The organism is Giesbergeria giesbergeri, from assembly GCF_054779375.1.
Window position 1 is genome coordinate 147655 of the sequence record NZ_BAAGYJ010000004.1, and the last position, 17993, is coordinate 165647.

The 17993-nt window shown below is 58.3% G+C and carries 20 protein-coding genes and 1 tRNA gene; 1 reads left to right on the forward strand and 20 read right to left on the reverse strand.

The window, feature by feature from the left end:
* Nucleotides 1–8 precede the first annotated feature (8 nt).
* Complete coding sequence (locus tag ACYVB2_RS09600; protein ID WP_382432559.1) at nucleotides 9–635, reverse strand: tetratricopeptide repeat protein; 627 nt, start codon at nucleotides 633–635, stop codon at nucleotides 9–11.
* 785 nt (nucleotides 636–1420) lie between these two features.
* On the opposite strand from ACYVB2_RS09600, the gene ACYVB2_RS09605 reads away from it, so the two are divergent.
* Complete coding sequence (locus ACYVB2_RS09605) at nucleotides 1421–1666, forward strand: hypothetical protein (RefSeq protein ID WP_460536340.1); 246 nt, start codon at nucleotides 1421–1423, stop codon at nucleotides 1664–1666.
* Between the two features lie 730 nt (nucleotides 1667–2396).
* Here the strand turns inward: ACYVB2_RS09605 and ACYVB2_RS09610 are convergent.
* From ACYVB2_RS09610 to ACYVB2_RS09700, 19 genes are all read right to left on the reverse strand, one after another.
* Nucleotides 2397–2927, reverse strand: coding sequence for a hypothetical protein (locus ACYVB2_RS09610; RefSeq protein ID WP_382432555.1), 531 nt, complete (start codon nucleotides 2925–2927; stop codon nucleotides 2397–2399).
* An 85-nt stretch (nucleotides 2928–3012) separates the two neighbouring features.
* Nucleotides 3013–3942, reverse strand: a complete 930-nt coding sequence (locus ACYVB2_RS09615) for a hypothetical protein (RefSeq protein WP_382432553.1) — start codon at nucleotides 3940–3942, stop codon at nucleotides 3013–3015.
* Between the two features lie 127 nt (nucleotides 3943–4069).
* The gene (locus ACYVB2_RS09620) at nucleotides 4070–5530 is read right to left on the reverse strand and encodes a hypothetical protein (protein WP_382432551.1); all 1461 of its coding nucleotides are present in this window, start codon (nucleotides 5528–5530) and stop codon (nucleotides 4070–4072) included.
* Nucleotides 5531–5532: 2 nt separating this feature from the next.
* Nucleotides 5533–6402, reverse strand: a complete 870-nt coding sequence (locus ACYVB2_RS09625) for a hypothetical protein (RefSeq protein ID WP_382432549.1) — start codon at nucleotides 6400–6402, stop codon at nucleotides 5533–5535.
* Nucleotides 6399–7967 (reverse strand): DEAD/DEAH box helicase, encoded by a 1569-nt coding sequence (locus ACYVB2_RS09630; protein ID WP_382432547.1) that lies wholly within the window; start codon nucleotides 7965–7967, stop codon nucleotides 6399–6401. Before ACYVB2_RS09630 ends, ACYVB2_RS09625 begins: the two co-directional genes overlap by 4 nt.
* A complete protein-coding gene (locus ACYVB2_RS09635; protein ID WP_382432545.1) occupies nucleotides 7964–9256 on the reverse strand; it encodes a ParB N-terminal domain-containing protein in 1293 nt (430 codons plus the stop codon). The genes ACYVB2_RS09630 and ACYVB2_RS09635 overlap by 4 nt, the downstream gene beginning before the upstream one ends.
* Nucleotides 9257–9264: 8 nt before the next feature.
* Nucleotides 9265–9459 carry a hypothetical protein gene (locus ACYVB2_RS09640; protein WP_382432543.1) on the reverse strand — a complete coding sequence of 65 codons (195 nt, stop codon included), beginning with the start codon at nucleotides 9457–9459 and terminating at the stop codon, nucleotides 9265–9267.
* On the reverse strand, nucleotides 9459–9728 hold the full coding sequence (locus ACYVB2_RS09645; protein WP_382432541.1) for a hypothetical protein: 270 nt from the start codon (nucleotides 9726–9728) through the stop codon (nucleotides 9459–9461). Before ACYVB2_RS09645 ends, ACYVB2_RS09640 begins: the two co-directional genes overlap by 1 nt.
* Nucleotides 9725–9952, reverse strand: coding sequence for a hypothetical protein (locus ACYVB2_RS09650; protein WP_382432539.1), 228 nt, complete (start codon nucleotides 9950–9952; stop codon nucleotides 9725–9727). The genes ACYVB2_RS09645 and ACYVB2_RS09650 overlap by 4 nt, the downstream gene beginning before the upstream one ends.
* Entirely contained in the window at nucleotides 9945–10181 is a 237-nt protein-coding gene (locus ACYVB2_RS09655; protein ID WP_382432537.1) for a hypothetical protein, read from the reverse strand. Before ACYVB2_RS09655 ends, ACYVB2_RS09650 begins: the two co-directional genes overlap by 8 nt.
* A gap of 326 nt (nucleotides 10182–10507) precedes the next feature.
* Entirely contained in the window at nucleotides 10508–10789 is a 282-nt protein-coding gene (locus ACYVB2_RS09660) for a hypothetical protein (protein ID WP_382432535.1), read from the reverse strand.
* 55 nt (nucleotides 10790–10844) lie between these two features.
* On the reverse strand, nucleotides 10845–11162 hold the full coding sequence (locus ACYVB2_RS09665; protein WP_382432533.1) for a helix-turn-helix transcriptional regulator: 318 nt from the start codon (nucleotides 11160–11162) through the stop codon (nucleotides 10845–10847).
* 153 nt (nucleotides 11163–11315) lie between these two features.
* Nucleotides 11316–11996, reverse strand: coding sequence for a hypothetical protein (locus ACYVB2_RS09670; RefSeq protein WP_382432531.1), 681 nt, complete (start codon nucleotides 11994–11996; stop codon nucleotides 11316–11318).
* A 421-nt stretch (nucleotides 11997–12417) separates the two neighbouring features.
* Nucleotides 12418–12825: a hypothetical protein gene (locus tag ACYVB2_RS09675; RefSeq protein ID WP_382432529.1), complete on the reverse strand. Its 408-nt coding sequence runs from the start codon at nucleotides 12823–12825 to the stop codon at nucleotides 12418–12420.
* 2 nt (nucleotides 12826–12827) lie between these two features.
* A complete protein-coding gene (locus ACYVB2_RS09680) occupies nucleotides 12828–13406 on the reverse strand; it encodes a Panacea domain-containing protein (RefSeq protein ID WP_382432527.1) in 579 nt (192 codons plus the stop codon).
* A 328-nt stretch (nucleotides 13407–13734) separates the two neighbouring features.
* On the reverse strand, nucleotides 13735–14979 hold the full coding sequence (locus ACYVB2_RS09685) for a tyrosine-type recombinase/integrase (protein WP_382432525.1): 1245 nt from the start codon (nucleotides 14977–14979) through the stop codon (nucleotides 13735–13737).
* A 234-nt stretch (nucleotides 14980–15213) separates the two neighbouring features.
* A tRNA-Met gene (locus tag ACYVB2_RS09690) sits at nucleotides 15214–15290 on the reverse strand.
* Between the two features lie 26 nt (nucleotides 15291–15316).
* Nucleotides 15317–16096: an enoyl-CoA hydratase gene (locus ACYVB2_RS09695; protein ID WP_382432523.1), complete on the reverse strand. Its 780-nt coding sequence runs from the start codon at nucleotides 16094–16096 to the stop codon at nucleotides 15317–15319.
* Nucleotides 16097–16161: 65 nt separating this feature from the next.
* On the reverse strand, nucleotides 16162–17934 hold the full coding sequence (locus ACYVB2_RS09700) for a M61 family metallopeptidase (RefSeq protein ID WP_382432521.1): 1773 nt from the start codon (nucleotides 17932–17934) through the stop codon (nucleotides 16162–16164).
* Between the last annotated feature and the right edge of the window lie 59 nt (nucleotides 17935–17993).

The following is a 17993-nucleotide window of genomic DNA, read 5'->3' on the forward strand; positions in this document are numbered from 1 at the left end:
CAACCACATCACGGTGAGGTCATTCCTTGCCGAGGCCGCCAATGAAAAGCGGCGTAACGTGCCGATGTCCGCTGCACATGGGTGAGTTGTGGCCCCAGCCGTTCACGCTCGCGCAAGGCCATATCACCACTCCAACCACCATCACTGGCCAAGCAGTACCAAAAATAGGCTTCCGCCTCGTCTTTGCTCACCCCCTGACCACGTTCATACATCTGGCCCAATCGCAACTGGGCATCACGAAAGCCACTTTCTGCCGCTTGGCGAGTCCAATAAGCAGCCCAGCGTTCACTGCGAGCTACACCCTCGCCTTTGGCGTGCAACTGCGCCAGTGCCAATTGCGAGCGTGGCTCCCCAGCATCTGCCGCCCGTTGAAACCATAACGCGGCCAACGACACATCACGCACCACACCATCACCCACGTAATAACGTTGGGCCAATTGGTATTGCGCCAAGATGTGGCCCATTTCTGCATAGGCCCGCAACGTGGAAAGTGCCGATGGCCCCTCGGCAGCAACAGAGGCGGCCAAAGTTTCGGCTGGTATAGGCTCTGTGACCGGGGCCAAGGGCTGCGCATGGGCGATGCCTCCAGCCATGAAGGCCAGCAGCAGCCAGCAGGCGTGGAATTTTTGGTGCATTGCGCGTCTCCCGTCATTCAATGGTGGCAAACTGCCGCAAGGTTGGAGGGCAGTCTGATGTACCCATGCAACCTTAACGCAAGTCAATGTTGTGAATGGCTGGGTATTGCGGGCAATGGCCGGGCTTTTTAGCCGATTGCTTTGTCCATCGGCTGAAAAAATAAAAAACCCGCTTTGCAATGCAAAGCGGGTTTTTTTGATAGGTGGATTTGAATTTCCCAATGGGAAACTACCTAAAAGTGCGATTTGTTCCCCCATTTGTTCCCCCATTTGTTCCCCCGTTTCATTTTATTCCCCCTGTTTGGATTTGAATATCACCAGCACCACATGGGCTAAAGTTTCAGCCGATCTATGCGGCTGGTGGCTCTACAAAAGTTTTGTAAGGGTGGGCCGTAGCCTAAGGGTGATGGCTCAAAACTGAGCCACCTTGGGCACTGCCAGCGCCAGCGCCTACCCAATGTTGTTGGGCTGGTTGCAGCCAGCATACCGGCTAATTTCCGGCTACCCCCTTGGGCACACAGCACGTTTACAGGCCACGGTTTACAGCCCCAAAACGTGTAAACCAGTTTGTAAACCAAGCCAATCCCAAAAGAAAAGCCCGCACGGTGGCGGGCCTCCCCGGTACATGACCGACGCGCTCCAATCTTACCGCCTTGGGCTGTTGCGTTTAGGCAAGACCACCGCTTGGCGGCCAGAGTTAACGCACCTTGGTTAATGCCCCAAATCGCGTTAACCACGGCGTTAACCTGAGCGGTGCAAGTGCTTAATCCGAAGTGAAACAACTCATGCCACACAGTTCTGAAGACCTCAAGATCATTGGCAAAGTTCTTGGCAAAAAGGTAGATTTGCCCGTTGCGCGTCCCGCCGGTTGGCACAATCCCCGGTGGCGTGAAAAGACCAGCATCGGTAGGATTCCTGAACACCTGCGCCCTGGCTTCCGCACCTATCCTCAGATCATCAAGGATGCGGTCAGCAATTTCCTGAGTGCGCTGTATAGAAACACCTTGGGCAGGCTTCGCTGCAACAGTTGAGAAGACCATGTTGCCTGCGTCACCTACCGACTATGGGGCGAGTGGTTGGATATGCAGCCAGCACCAAAAGCAAAACCCGGCACGAGGCCGGGCTGCCGCAGCTTCATGGGCATCAATTGGGACGGGAGCGAACCCACGTCTGCCGTCTCTGGACAACGGCCCGCATTCGCAACTGCAGCTAGTGCCTCTCCTGAAGTAGCGTCCAGTCAGGGCAGTTCCAACGCTTGCGGCCAATTTCTAACTGTAGCCGCAAACCAAGCCATGTGCTACTGAACTGCGGTTGCGGCTGGGCTGTCGCATTTTGTTGCGTCGTTTCGCACTAACCGGCACCACGCTAACCCGGAAAGTACGCACCCAGAAATAGCAGATTGCGTGCGTACCAAGCTGCGTACCGTTGTTTTGCGTACCCACTTCGGGTAGCCCTTGTAGTTGGCACCCACTCCCAGAAATAGCGGTTTCGCTGAGCACCACACTTTGCGCACCGGCTCCAAAATGCGTGTTTCCTTGGAAACCTGCTTGGAAACCACTACCTTGGAAACATTGCTTTTCTTGTTTACGGCCTTGTTTCCCCCGCCTTTGTTCACCATCCACAAATGCGCCTTTGGTTGGGAACTGGCTTGGTAACCTGCACTTTGGTAACCACGGGTTTTGCTGTCAACCAGCCTGCAAAGTGCTTCTGAGCCGTAACCATCGCTGTAACCTTGCTCGCCCGTAACCATCCATGTGCGGATTAACAGGGCGCATCAGGGGCTTGCGTGGGCGGCCTGCCCTTGGGAGCCACCGATGCCAGCAAGTCGGCCATGCGCTTGATTAACTCATCGTTGCGGTGAACGCTTGCCGCCAGTGCGGACACCTTTGCTGAGTTGTTGCTCTCGGCGGCCAGCATGGCGGTTTCGCTGGCGATGCCCCCGACCACTCGGACTAGAGTCCGGTACTCCAGTGGCCCAAGGGACAGCAGTTCGTCGCCCACCTCCAGCTTGGCGCTGCCGTCATGCAGCATGGTCAGACTGACGGCGCGGGGCGGGGCGTGTTGCACTACGGGCGCGTACATGCCACGACCAACAGTGAAGACCTCTCCACGCTCGCGGAATGCCTTCAGGATTTCATTCGTGGTCTCTGCGGTGAAACCAGTTTCGGCCTGTAGCTCCAGTGGTGAAATTGGGCGCTGACGCTGGTGGTAGAGAAAGGCCAACGCATCCAGTAGCTGGGCGCGCTTGCTGGCGGCACGGTCGAATCTGATGGGGGTGGCTGTGCTGGTCATGGGCACGATGTTCTGACGTACAGCCCCCGGTGTCGAACCCCAATGCTGGTAGCTCTTGCAGCGCCAGCAGGCCGGGGGTGGGTGATCAACGTGGGTTGCGCAGCAGTTCTTGGTAACGCTGTTCGGCTTGGGTCTCTGCCTCTTTGCGGCCCGGACTGCCTTGTGCCTTGCCGCCGTACCAGTTGGTGTTAGCACTCTTGGCCGCCTGCCAGTCGTCGTAGGACTTCTGCAACTCCTGTCGGTAGGTCAACCCACTGGGCATGGGCGCAGGTGCGACTTGGGCTTGTGCCTTGGGGGCTACGGGCGCTGCGGCGGGTTGGCTGGCGGTAAGGGCCGGTGCGGCGACTGGGGCCGCCATAGCTGGGCGGGATGCTGGCGTCGGTGTAGGCAGTGCAGCTACTGGAGCGGGGGCCGTGGCCTTGGGGGCTGCAGTCGGCGTGCTGGTGTTGGCCGGTGCAGGTGCCTTGCGCCCTGATGCTGCTTCCTCCTTGGTTTGGGTGGTGTACTGCTTGCCATGCCACTCAAAAGCGGACAGACCGGATCGGCGTGCTTGTGCAAACGCATGACCGAAACTCTTGGGCTGAGTGGCGGTTTCTCCACGCTCGGTACCACCAGTCTCGAAGCTGCGGCCATTCCATGTAAACGCGGCCTTGCCGTCTGCCTTGGCCTTGGCTTGGGCGTCCACGAAAGACAGTTCGCCAGTCTGAGCCAGCGGCTCTAGTGCCTTGGCTGCGGTGCTGCTTGGTACCGATACCGGGGTGGTGCCGGCTGGTTCAGGTGGCAGTGGGTCTATGGCCTTGGTTTCGATCTGGCTGGTCTGGGCGGATGACGAGGTGCTGTTGCCGGTTTCGTCTTCAAGGTCAGCCCAACCCCGGCTGTACTTTTCATCTTGGGCCGCCTTGAGGCGATCAACTTCGGCGCTTTGGCCGTCTGCGGGTGGCGGTGGGAAGTCCTTTTCCCATTCCTTGGCGTAGGTTTCGGCCTCGGTGGCCAAGTCGGTGTAGGTGGTAGCCATGGTGTTTCCTTTCAGTGGTGGGGTAAGTGGCCTGTCAGCGGGCCGGGGGGGTTGAAAGCTGTGCCAGAACTTGGGCGCGAAAATGCCCATACCAGGCAGCAGGAAGGGAGGAAAGCAAGAGGCACTATTAATGTGCAAGCGAATCACGCAAACCCGCATGGTTATTGGGCTGGCGGGCCATTTCAAAAAGAATTCTGTTCTTCAAAAAGTGGGCGTCTGGGTCAACCCGAATCCGGTCTTCTTCCAACTCCAGCCGGTAGCCCGTGGCCTGAAAAACCGCCTCGGTAATGACGCCCACATTCAGCTTGGATGTGGATGCAAAGCCATCGTGTTGGAGTAGAACAATCTTGTTGGGATAGAGGTCGATGGCGGTTTGTAGGGCCTTGGCCTCAACACCCTGCACCAAATGGGCCATCTGCTCCACAGCACGGGCCTTGCCGTCGATAGCCTTGCCGAAAGCATTAGTCAGGCGTCCAGCGGCTGTGCGCGGCCATCCCTTCAAGATAGCCCGCCTTGCTGCCGCAACATCATCTGCAATGGCTTTGAACTGCGCCACCTTAAAAAGCCGGGCTGCTGCCTCTTGGCCGATAGCTTCAGGGATAGCGTTCTCATGCCATTCCGATAGCCGTGCTCCGTACATCACGGCCAGCAGGCACACTTTGGCTTGGTTGTCGCTGATACCAGCCTGTGCCGCAATCACCCGCCGGGTAGCCTTCTTGTCGGCCAAATAGCGGGCAATGGCTTTGCATTGGTAGCCGTGCTGCTGGGCCATTTGGGCGATGATGGCGAAGTGGCAATTGCTGAAGTCGTACTCCCACAAGCCAGCAAGGGCGGCCTGCTTGATGAGGCTGGGGGCGTTTTGCAAGTTGACGCCTTTGGCATATAGGCGGCCTGTTGTCGCTTGGACATAACGATGGGCGATATACCCATTGCCAGCAACATCGGTCTTGGCCAGCCGAATAATCTGGCCGGTGGCGTGGGCCAAACGCTCGACATCCTCTCTGGCTGGGAACTCCGTGGCTAGGTCGTGGGGCACGCGGCCATCGTCGTAGTCCGCTAAAACCTGTGCAAGCCAGCGCCGCAAACGCTCCAATGATGCAAGGTCAACTCTGACCACGTTCAACTCTTTAGCGTTTGTCCATGCCGTGGTGTTGACACCCAACATATCCTTGCCTGCCACCGCTGCCGGGATGGTTTTCATCACCGTGCCATCAGCCTTGAGTAGCCGCGTCACCTTGCGCCAGCGCCTTGCAAGGTAGGTGTCCCGGCTCTCCTTCACCCGGTCAGTGAACCAATAGCCTTTTGTCTCGCCGCTATCGCGGAACCATTGACCGGTGCTGATGAAAAACTCCAGTCGCTTGTTGATCTCTTTGAACCCGCCACGGCCAAAGGCATCCTCCAGTTCCCGGCAGTAAAAGCTCATGGCCCCCTCCAAGCTCTCATGTTGGCGGCGCTTGCTGGAGCCAGTCCATACCATGCTGGCTAGGGCCAATTGGTGGTGCATGGCCTCCTTCCTGAAGCCGGGGATGGTCTTTTGCAGGTGAGCCACCAAGTCCTCGGGCACTACTTCATCGCGTTTCACGGCCATGATTACCCCTTCCGTTGCAGGCGCACCCGCATGAGCAACTGCCGCACGGCCAACAGGCCCGCACGCTGGTGCAAGTCGTTGGCGTCTTCCCCCTCCACCGGACTCATGCACCACGGCAGTCCGGTAGCTTCTGCCGCCTTCTGGCCGGTGCCGCTCTGGTCGTGGTCGGCAAAGATGTACGCCTTCCCCCCCACGGCTTGGGCCACTTGGGTGAGGTTGTGGGCGCTGAACGTGACCAGCACCACAGCATGGATGCCGATACCACGCAGTGCCTCCAGTACGGTCAAGCCGGTGGCATAGCCCTCCACCAGTACCGTCTCAACGGCCTTGGGTGGCCCCATGCGCAACACAGCGCCAGCAGCCTTCATGCCATAGGGCTGCATCTTTTTCTCGTGGCGGCGCTCGTCCTCTAACCAGCGGATGACCTGCACGCCTTGCAGCGCGTTGGTTTGGTGGTGGCGCATGGGTACCAGCAAGGCACCGTCCTGGGCCACCAGCCCTTGGGCCAGTGGAAAGCCCTTGCTGTGCAGGTAGCTGTGTTCGCCGGGTGTTGCACTGCGTAGCATCTCGGCGGCCTGCTGGGCAGCGCGTTGGTAGCCCTGCTCCTGCTGGGCGCGCTGGGCTTGGCGCTTGGCCTTCCATGCGTCTTTCTCCGCCTGCGTCCACGGCTGGGCGTTCGGGTCGTTGTACCAATTGACCTTGGCTTCACCACTCCAATCAAACACCCAGCCGCGCTCTCCGTCCCAGAAGTAGGCACCGTTGCCGGAGCGGGGCTTCTCAGTCGTGCCGCAGCGGCGGATTTTCTGGCTGGGGTACAGCTTGGCCGGGTCAATCTCCACCCCGTGGGCACGAGCAAACTGCACGAAGCTCATGCTGCCCTCCGGTTGACGTTGCGAATCGTCAGGCTTTTGATCTTGCTGGCGACTGCGGCAGACAGCGGAACTTCGGGGGTGGTGCTGATGTGCCATGCCTTGGGCGGTAGCTGGCCCCCCATGATGTCGCGGTACAAAAAGCGGGCACGCCACTCCTGCTTGTCTGGGGCACTGTGGGTGCGGGCGTAGGTGCAGACTTGGCCCCAGAGGTGCGCGGGGTTATCAGCCAGCACCTTCTTGTTTTTTCCCTTGCCGATCGTGATTTCCACCATCTGGCCTGACCCAGCAACCTCTACTGCCGGGGCTGGTTTCTCATAGCCACAGGCCATGCAATGCTTACGGAACGGCTTGTGGCCACAATGGGGGCAGCCTTTGGCCTCATATTCGTCCTGCTGCTCCTCCTTGCGCACTGTCTTATCCAGCTTCTGGCCCATGTCCAAGGACTCAACGCCATTGAAATAGACCTGCTCGAAGTCTTCGGCGAAGCGCAAGATGTTTCCAGAGTGGTCAAGCAAGATGCAATCGGTCTTGCCGGTGGCAGGGCTGGAGCGCAAGCCCCTGTCAATCATCTGCATGAAGGTGGACAAGCTCTTGCGCAGTGGTCGGCAATCAACCACACAGCCCACGTCTGGCACGTCAAAACCTTTTGCCAAAGCCTCAACGGATATGAGCACGCGCAAGGTGGCGTCTGGCTTAGAGAACTCGCGTACCAGCACTTCACGCTCGGCGGCGGTGGTCTCTGAGGTGAAAACGGCAGCCATGACACCGGCATCGACAAACTGGCGGCACAGTTCCTTGCAGTGCACAATGCTGGCCCCGAACACGATGGTTTTGCGGTTCTCGCCATGCCCAAGCCACTCGGAAACCACGTCACCGATGATGGCCATACCCCGTTCTTCGGCGGCCTTATCGCTCCACTCCCCCGACTTGCTCACGGCAGCGCCAGCCATATCGGGTTTGGTGCAGGACAACACCCGCAGCGGTACCAGCACCCCGGATTCGGTCAGGTCGTGGGTGGTGGTGGCATTGATGAGCTGGCCGAACACCTGCCCCAGCCCCTTGGTGAAGGGCGTAGCCGATAGGCCAATCACCGCAGCCTTGGTGGTCTTGGCAAACTCTACCCAACTGCTGTGCATCGTGTGGGCCTCGTCCACAATCAACACATCTAGCTTGGGCCAGAAACCGCGCTTGGCTAAAGTCTGGACGCTGGCAATTTGGTAGGGCAACTCGCTGTCACGGCGTAGGTGGCCCGCCTGAATGATGCCGTGTTGGGTCAGCCCATAGGCATCAGCCCCAGCGCTGGTCTGGTTAATGAGGGTGTTGCGGTCACACAGGAACACCACGCGGCGGCCCTTGAGCAAGGCTTCATGGGCAATGCGGTGCCCTAGGTAGCTCTTCCCAGCCCCGGTGGGGGCCATGATGAGTTGGCAGCGGTGGCCTTCCCGAAAGCCCTGACGCAGTGCCTCATGGGCGCTTTGTTGGAAGGGGCGTGGCGGCGGAAAGCTGGTGTTGCTGTAGTCGGGGGCCGCGTCCTGAAACAGGCGGCTGGAGATAGGGGCGTTCATTGGGCACCACCTTTGCCACGCAGTGCGTCCAACTCTTTGCGCAGACGAAGGTTCTCGCGGTCGCGCTTCTTGGCAATCTGCTCGATGGCATGGGCCTTGTTCATCAGCTCGTCGCGGTAGCGTTCCAGCCGGGCCACCTGTGCCTTGAGCATCTTGGCTTCCTCGAACAACGTAGCCATCTGGTTGTCCGACTCGATCATCTTTTCCAGCAGCTCACGCTTGGCTTTTTCTGCTGCCTCGTGCGCCAGTGCTTCGGCGATTTCCTCCGGGCTGGGGCCGAAGTCTTCCTCGGTCATGCCTTCGGGCGGGGTGTAGTCGCCTTCCTCCAAGTTGGCCAACTCGTCGGGCTGGCTGCTCTTGGGCGGGGGCACCACCGACACGGTGTGCCGCAGGGGCTGGGCCTGCTGCTCGAGCGGTGCGGCCTGTGGTCCCTCTGGCTTCTTGCCGATATTGCTGGTGTTCATCACGGCGGTGGTGCCGTGTTTGGTGGTGTAGGTGCGCTCTTGATGCGTCACTGCGGAATTTCCGCAGTTAGCTTGGCGAACAGAAGCGACCGTCTTGCCGGATACCCCGCAGTGTTTGGCAATTTGCCGGTCACTCCACTGGCATGAAACCGGGTGTTGCAGCGCCCCAGTAACCGCCTTGCGCTTGTCCGCATTGGTGCGGCGTAGGCCGTGGCTTGCGTTCACGCCAAAGCTAAACAGTTGTGCGTCCTGCTGGGTGCCGCTGCGTACTTCGGCAACCATCTGTACCAATCCGGCCTTACGGGCACCAAAGTAGCGGTGAAAGCCATCCCCTAGCCAGCGATGCGCGCCGTCAAAGAACACGATCAGCGGCGGAAACTGCGCACCTTCGGCCATAGCTTCGGCGTACTCGGCCACCACGGCCTGATCCAGCTCAACCCGCGATTGGGTATTGCCGTCAATGCGGATGGATTCCAGCGCCAGCATGATGGCGTTGGGGCCAGATACCTGCTCTACGCTGCTTGCCTTGCGTCCAATGCTTTGCGCGTCAAGGTAATCCTGCGGGGTAACGTGGGCGGGCAGTTCTTGCACTTGGTAGGGCACGGCCAACTCGGTGCAGGCGCGGTAGATGTCCCAACCGTGCAACACCATGCCATTGGCAATCACAACCGGACTCATGGGGCCGAAATTCTCGATTGAGTCCTTCAGCTCCTGAAATTCCTCGGCGGTCATGGCCGGGAAAGCGGCGCTCAAAGGGTGCTGGGCGTAGGTTTTAGGCAATGCAGCGGCTTGACCCGACTGCTCGGGCTTCTGAAATTGGGTCATGTTTCCCTCTACTCGGTGAGGTTTGCGGGGGTGTTGGGGGTCTGGCTGGCGATGAACTCGCGTAGCATGGTTTTGGCTACCATCAGGTCGGTCAGGCGTTCAGCGGCATCGGCCAAGCCGGGGCCAGCCTGTTGGCGTAGGTCGTTGGCGGTGGCGTCCAGTTCGGCATCTAGCCAGTGCAGATAGGCGGTGGTGGCAGTCATTACTTGGCCCCCTTCGCGCGGTCTGCCGCATCGCGCAGCACTGCTGCCGTCATCAGTGCTGCCCCAAACTCGCGGGCCGACTTGGTGCAGAGCTTCACATGGAAGGCCTCGCCATCTATCGCCACGCCCAAGTTGATTTCACCTGGCTGGGTAGCCGACACGAACGATGGGCCTCCCACCTTGGCTGAAGCCGCAACCTTGCCGTTCCTGCCGTACAAGGTGAGTCCAGCCACGAAGCAGATGTCGGGGTTGAATTTTGGATAGCTCATGCTGCCCCCCCCGCCGTGTTGCGCGCTTGCATGGCATCCGCTTGGGCCACCAGTGCAGCGGCCAATTGACGGGCGGTGTCTGGGGTCAGTTCGATACCGAAGTTGCTCCATGCTCCACGGTCAAAGACGTTCATGGCGATACGGTGGTCAGGGAATACCAGCGATGGCGACACGATGGCTACGGTATTGGCTGCAAGCTCAATGGTGGTGGTGTGGTCAAGCATGGCTTGCCTCCACACGTTCAAAAGCAGCCAGCTTGCGCAGTGCAGACAGGGCTTGAGCCGACTTGCGGGCAGCGGCTGCATGGTTGTGCCGGGCGGCATACCAACGGGCCATAGCGCAGGCGTTGACAGCTTCACCATGCAGGGCTACCAAGTCAACAGGGTGGGAGTGCTTGCCCGTGCTGGGCAAAGAGGCGGGCGCAATATGGCCCTTGGGGATGGTGTTAGCCACGAGTGGCTCCTTATCAACAGGTTTGAAACCTGCCGTCCTCATCGCCAAATGAGGGTGGCAGACCGTGCGGGGTTGGCGAACCGGGATAAGGAACCGGCACACCCTCGCGGGTGTCCCCACACGGCCCACCAAAATGGATAGCCGTGCGTGCCGTGTGCAGCCCACGGGCATGAAAAAAGCCGCTGTCCGAGAGGGGCGCGGCTGCTGCGCCTTATCTAATACCGGGTCGCCAAACCCGTGATGCTGTTTGGCATCGGGTGCAACTGTAGCATGGCCAGCGCCAGCCAAGCAAGTGCGGGGCAGGGCCAACATAATGCTGGTCATCATTACAGCCCCCCGTCAATCACGCTTTGGATTGTCTGGACAGCCAGCACAGCATAGGCGTGTGTTTGGGCTGCCTGTGTGTAGGCCGCGCCGGTCATCGTAGCCATGTTGCGGTAGGCAGCGGCTTGGATGGCACCGAGGCGCTTGAGCAGCTCGGCCAAGGTCATGTTGCTGAAACTGGCGGGCTGGTCGGGCACTTCCGTATTGACCTGGGTGGTGGTGGCAGAATAGTGGCCTGTTGTAGGGGCGCTCGATACTGCTTTGGTGGTGTCGGGCGTTTTCACTTTGAAGCCCTCCATTTGCGCAGGCGCAGCACCAAATAGAAGATGGCGGCCACCATTAACGTGCCCCCGCCATTTGCACCACGTTGGTATTGGCAGGACTGGTATTCATGGCCGTGGCCGAATTCAGCAAAGCCTTGAAACGCTCCATGCGTTGGGCGTGAAGCTGGTTGACCAACTCGCGGATTTGTTCCTTCGTTTGGCCTGCCACTTGGGCCGCCACGATGGTTTCCACTTCATAATCGGGCCAGCCTGTGATTTGTGCGCCGATTTTCACGGGCTTGGTGAATAGACCCTCTCGTGCCGCGCAGTAGATGGCGGACTTGGATCGCTGCCCCGTCTTACCCAAAACCCCGTCAATTCGCAAGATAGCCATGCTTGGCCGTCCTTGTCTGTAGTTGCAATGACAGCAATTTGGCCGGGTTTGGGGACTGGCGAATAGGGCGGGTTCATCCGGGTAACTGGGGCAGAGTTACCCCGGACAACCCCGCAAACCCGCATGGATGCTGGGTTTAATGGGGCGGGACAACTATTTGCGCGGGCCGGTTGGCAGGCCATCCAAGCGCAGGATAGATGCCATAACGTCGCTGTTCGTTTTTGACACCCCACGCGCTTGCAGCCAGTTGGATACAACCTCGTTCTTGGGTGCGGTTCTTGGCTTGGTATGGTCGTAGGCTGACCAAAATTCCCGTGCAGCAGCTTCCAAGTGCCCTAAGGCTTCAGTGTGATGGTTGCCCCAAGGCCAGTAGCTTTCAGGTTCTGTCGAGTCATTTAATGCTGGCACAGTCGGTGCTTGTGTCGCAGCCGTGGGAGTGGTGGATTCTGATGTTTCTACTGCCACGTATCCCAGATTAAGTCCGTGCCGATTGAGAAAATTGAAAATTTCTGCACGTTCAAATACAAAGTTGAAGTAGTTTTTATCAATTGAAGCATCAGAAGATGCGCTGTGATAATTGCCATGCAAAGCGACATACTCCAGCAAATCTAGAAACTCTATTTCATCGTCATTGCCCATATCAATGGTGTTTTCACCCAAGCGAACCAACCATGAAAATGATCCTGATTTTGGATCATCTGTAAATTTTTGGTCAACAAACTGTGCTGCCAACCTCAATGTGCAGCCGTCATGCTGGACGATTGTTTCCAATAGCTCGTGCAAACTAATGAATTCGGCCCGTTTCTCTTGAAGCAATTTAGCGACAATGCTCATGCACCCCCCTTTGCATTGCCCCCTGAAACAAGAAAGCGCCCCAAACCGGACAGGGGGAATCCGGTGTGGCATCGGGTAATTAGGCCGATGCTTGGGGCGCTGGTGGCGATTGTGGCACAGGGGCACGGCACCAGTGGGAAGGGCACCAACGCCAGCGAACAATGGCACAGGCTGGTGGTGTCGGTACCCCCGGTACCCCCGTTAAAAATTGCCGGGGTACCGCTCTTTTTTGGATAGCTTCTCTCTGTAAATGTATTGTGGTACCCCCAGTACCCCCGGTACCCCCAACAAATACAAGTCGCGCGCGTTTGTTTTTTTCCCCCGTATTCTGTTTTTAAGTATGGTGCTGTGCCCCCAGAAAGCACAAACCCGGCGCGGTGGCCGGGCTGGTGGTGTGGGCGGTGACGAGTGAGGGCTGAGGTTACAACTGATTTTTCAGAATCATCTTGTACTCTCGCGGGATGCGGGGAGATTTGAGAGCACCTTCGATGATGCGCCGGATCAGGTCTGGAGAACAGGATTCTTTGACATCAAACACACCCTCGGCAACTCTGGCCTCCACATGTTCTGCCTGCTCCAAGCGAGTGAAGCGGTAGTCGATGAAGCTGTCGTGCCGTATGAAAGGATGATCTCCGGGCTTGAGTAAGCAACTGTCGTCAACAAACATCCCCGGCTTGATACTCAGAACCGAAGCCAGCAGAACATGTGGTTTTGAACCACGCCCTTCAACCCGACAGGGATCAAGCAAGATAGCAAACAAATGCCTCTTTTCGCTTGGCCCTGATGGAATCAGCAGTGACTCCCCTTTGCTGCAACGCCAATCTTGCACGTTCAGGCAAAAGCTTGGTTGATGTAGCGTTGCTCGTGCAATCGGCGGGACAGTGCCTCAACTTGCTCTGGGCTATGGCCCACAGCCTTGAGTAGACGCGCATAGGGTATGTCGTGACTACCGTCCAAGGGATCAATCCACTCTGGGCACGCATCGGTATGGGTGTAGTCACGAAGCTTGTATTTATCCCAATGACCAAATTGCTTCCATGTCTCTGCTAGGCAATCAAGGTCGCTATCACTCAAAGCCAGCAAATCTTCTTCTGGCGAACGGATCATGCTGGCATCCTTGAGCGCCACATCGTAGCCAGCGCGGTCGCCAATCCATGTATCCCAACCGCCCGCCTTGGAAGACTCACATCCTCCGCTGAGGTCATACGTCCTAGACAGCACCGGGCCATGCGGCATCGAGACCAAACGGTCTCCAGTGATGGAGTCGCCGTAGCGTTTGAACGACTCGCGTTCGGCCAGATACAAAAGCTTCATCAACTTGAGGATGGGCAACTGACCACCGGCCCGAAACAACAGGTACGCAGCCGCCTGCGCTGCTTTGCGCTCATCGAACAGGCTGTATTGATTCATGGCATCTCTCTATAGGATCAATTGAGGCATCTCAGGCAGACATTTGCACATGTAAAGCTGTTGCGCTTGTTCATTGAAGGGGATTCCCCTGTCGCTCGGATACCTTGCGGATGTCATTACCTACGCGCTGCACATTCCCAGACAGCTTGTGGCGGTCACGAGCAAAGCCCCCACTTGGCAAAGTGTATGGCCTATCCTGTAGCCCCCAATTGGCAGCCAACGTAAAGCCAGCCATCAGGTTTTGTAGGTGCTTATATGCCAAAGATCGTACCATTTTCAGGCAACCCGTGAAGTGCAAGGAAGGCCAGTGCAGTCCAGTGAAGTGCATTTACGCCACCTTGCCATGCAGTGGAATCACGTTCACCCCCGTGCGCAGCTTGTCCAGGTAATCAGCCCATGTCTGCATCATGGCGCGGCGCTGCTCTACATAGCTGGTGCGGTTGTAAGCCCGGCCATTGGCATCTTTCACGGCATGGGCCAACTGGGCTTCCACAATCAGCGGGTCAAACTCCAAGCGTTCGGCCAAGATGGTGCGGGCCGTGGCCCGAAAGCCGTGGACGGTCTGGGTGTCGCTGGCATAGCCCAAGGTTTGCAGGGCCGTGCGCAAGGTGTTGTCACTGATAGGCCGGGTGGTGCCTCTCTCCCCCGGAAACACCAAGCCCGTGTGGCCGGTCAGGAGCTGCAAGTCGCGCAGCAACTCCACGGCTTGGCGTGGCAGTGGCACCAAGTGGGGAGCGCCGTTTTCCTTGCCATCCTTGGTGCGCTTCATCCGGGCCGGGGCAATGCTCCACAAGCCAGCCTCTAAATCCAGTTCTGCCCACGCCATGCCGCGCAGCTCGTTGGGGCGTTGAAACAGCATGGGCGCCAGCGCCAGCGCCGTGCGTACCACCGGCCCACCCTGATAGCCCCGAATGGCGCGCAGTAGTTCTCCCAGCTTGCCTGGGTCGGTGATAGCGGCAAAGTGCTTTTTGCGGTGGGGGGTGAGTGCCCCTGCCAAGTCCAGCGCCACATTGCGGCTGGCCCTGCCAGTGGCCACGGCGTAGGCCAGTGCGCCACGGGCGGTACTCAATACCCGGTGTGCCACGTCCAAGGCACCACGATCTTCTACCCGGCGCACGGCGGCCAACAACTCCACGGCCTCCATATCGCCCACCTTGCGCGCTCCTAGCCACGGTATCAAGTCTTTCTCTAGGTTGCGTAGTTCACGCACTTGGTGGTGGCTACTCCAGCCGGGGGCACGCTTATCAAACCACTCACGGGCCACCAGCTCAAAGGTTTCTCCCAGATTTGCGGCGGCCTTGAGCTGGCCCACCTTGCGTTCTTGCACCGGGTCAACCCCCCCCGCCTTGACGTTCTTGGCGGTATCACGGGCAGTACGGGCCGCAGCCAAGCCCACGTCAGGGTAGCTGCCCAAAGCCATACGGCCTTCCTTGCCCTGCTTACGGTATTTCCAGAACCAACGCTTAGAGCCGTTGGGGCTGACCTCCAAATACAGGCCACCAGAGTCGGCAAAGCGTTCGCGCTTCTTGTCTGGTGGGCAGGTGGCTTTCTTGCAGGCGGTATCGGTCAACATGGGGCAGTTCCTCCGGGCGGTGGGGGAACAGTGGAAATTGACCTGCTACAGAGGGGGATGGGGGAACAAAAACCCCATTTCCCCGAATCCGTGCCAATCGTTCCCCCGTTTGTTCCCCCGTTTTGTGCTGGCTTGCAGTGTACCGGCTTGGCCTAGCTTGCACAGTGCCCTAGTGGATCGCCCAATTAAAAAGCCGCCCACCTGTACTAGGTTGGACGGCTTTGTTCTGGTAGGTGGTGGTGATAGGTGGATTTGAACCACCGACATCAGCATTATGAATGCTGCGCTCTAACCAACTGAGCTATATCACCGAACGAGCGAAATTATAGCCCAAAAATCACTGGTGTGTAAACACAGCCTTGCGTTTGTTCACAAAGGCATCCATACCTTCTTTTTGGTCAGCAGTAGCAAACAGCGAATGGAACAGGCGACGCTCAAACATCAGGCCATCCGACAGAGTGCCTTCAAACGCACGGTTGACGGCTTCTTTGGCAGCCATCACGGTAATTTGCGAGTAGTCGCTGATCACCAAAGCAGCCCCCAACGCCTCTTCTTGCAGTTTGTCCAGTGCCACAACGCGGCTGACCAAACCAGCACGTTCTGCTTCTTCGGCATTCATCATGCGGCCAGTCAGGGCCATGTCCATCGCTTTGGACTTGCCCACCGCACGGGGCAGACGCTGAGTGCCACCGGCACCAGGAATCGTGCCCAGCTTGATTTCGGGTTGACCAAACTTGGCATTGTCGGCGGCAATGATGAAATCACACATCATGGCTAACTCACAGCCTCCACCCAAGGCAAAGCCACTCACGGCAGCAATCACGGGCTTGCGAATGTTGCGAATGGTTTCCCAGTTGCGGGTGATGAAATCGCCCTTGTAGGCATCGGCAAAGGTGAACTTGGCCATGACAGTGATGTCGGCACCGGCAGCAAAAGCCTTTTCACTGCCAGTCAGGATGATGCAGCCAATTTTTTCATCGGCATCAAAAGCCTTGAGGGCTGCGCCCAACTCGTCCATGAGTTGGTCATTCAGGGCATTGAGCTGCTTGGGACGATTGAGGGTAATGACGCCGACTTTCTCGGCTTCAACACGAACTTCAATCATTTCATAGGTCATGGTATCTCCTGGGTTTATGTGGGATGAAGCCTGTCAATATAACCAAGACGTAAGACAGACCCGTTTCAGTGGCCGGATAACCAGCGGGTGGCTGCTGCACTATCGCTGACTTGCCATTGGCTCGCCACAGTGCGGGCCTCTGCACCAGGCAACTCCAGCGGCAGGCGCAATAGGCGTTCGCCCCTGACCACCAATGCTGTCACCCGTGTGGCATGGCCCGCATACAACGCCACATCGGCCAGTTTGCGCAAACGCCAGCCTTGGCCTTGCACTTCTAGGCCCAGCCACTCATCGTTGGCCGCCATGCCTGCACGCTCGGCCAAGCTGCCACGCAGCACCGTTTGCAGGCGAATGCCACCGTTTTCTGTAACACGCAGGCCCAAAATTTGGGCGGCAGGGGCGTCTTCGGTCTGCTGCGCAATGCCGTGGGCAGCCAGCAAAGCGGGCACTGGCAGTTCTGCAGTGCTATGCACCCACGCATCCAACTCCGCATCAAAAGAGCGCCCCGCCCAATCGCGCAGCACAGCGCGCAAATCAGCTTCAGTCATGGGGCCACCAGCGCAGCGCCGCCACAAGGCTTGCATCACCACATCCAGGGTGGTTTGGCCTTCGTGGCGCAGCGTTAAATCCAAGCACAGCGCCACCAATGCGCCCTTGGTGTAGTAACTGACGGTGGCGTTGGGGGTGTTTTCATCTTGGCGGTAGTACTTGATCCAAGCATCCATGCTGGCCTGGGCCACCGTTTGGACTAACCGACCAGGGGTTTGCTGCACTTGGGCAATGGTTTTACCCAGCAGCTTGAGGTAGGTGGCATCGTCGATCAGCCCCGCACGGCGCAGCAACAGATCGTCGTAGTAGCTGGTAAAGCCTTCAAAAAACCACAGCAGTTCTGTGTAGTTTTCTTGGCTGTAGTCGTAGCGGGTAAATTCTGCCGGGCGCAACCGCTTGACGTTCCACGTATGAAAATACTCGTGGCTGATCAACCCCAGCAGCGTGGTGTAGCCCTCACTGGGCTGGGTTTGGCCTTGGCGAGGCAAATCGCTGCGGGCACAGATCAGGGCGGTAGAGTGGCGGTGTTCCAACCCACCATAGCCATCGGCGGTGGCATGCAGCAAGAAAACATAGTGCTGAAATGGTGGTGGCTCTGTACCATGCCAGAAACGGATCGCAGCTTCGCAAATGCGCTGGGTATCTGCCAGCAAGCGGCTGGCATCCAACGATGGTGCTGCACCAGCCACCACCAACCGATGCGGTACGCCTGCAGCGACAAACTCGGTACTCCAAAAATTGCCCATCTCGACGGGGCTGTCGGTCAGCTCGTCATAGTCTGCGGCCCGGTAGAAACCAAAGCCAGCGGGGTCAGTTTGTATGGCCGCCAGACCCGTCGCACATTGCCAACCGGGCTGATTTGCAGGCAGTTCAGGCGGAACCACTTCGAGCACACAAGAGTGCTCGGTTAAGCCTTCGGGGCGCAGACACAGGCTGGTGCCATTGAAGAACCCGCGCAGCGCATCCAAACTGGCCGTGCGTACGGAGGGGTCGTTGGCATAGACCTCGTACTCCAGTACCAACGGCTGACCGGGTTGGCTGGCCGTTTGCCAACGCTGTTTGTTGAGTTGCACGCAGGCCACAGGCTGGCCTTGTTGGCTTGCCCGCAGGTTTTGCAGATTTTTGGCAAATTCACGTACCAAGTAACTGCCCGGAATCCATACCGGCAGCGATAGCTCTTGCATCGCCAGCGGCTCAGTAATGGTGAGCGTGACGTGAAACAAATGGGCGTGCAAATCAGCCACTGCAACACGGTAGTGCAGGGCGGCAGGTTCGATGGAAATAGACATGGCAACGCCTCAGGCAGCAAACACAGACCCCCAGCGTGTGCAAGCACCGGGGTGATACA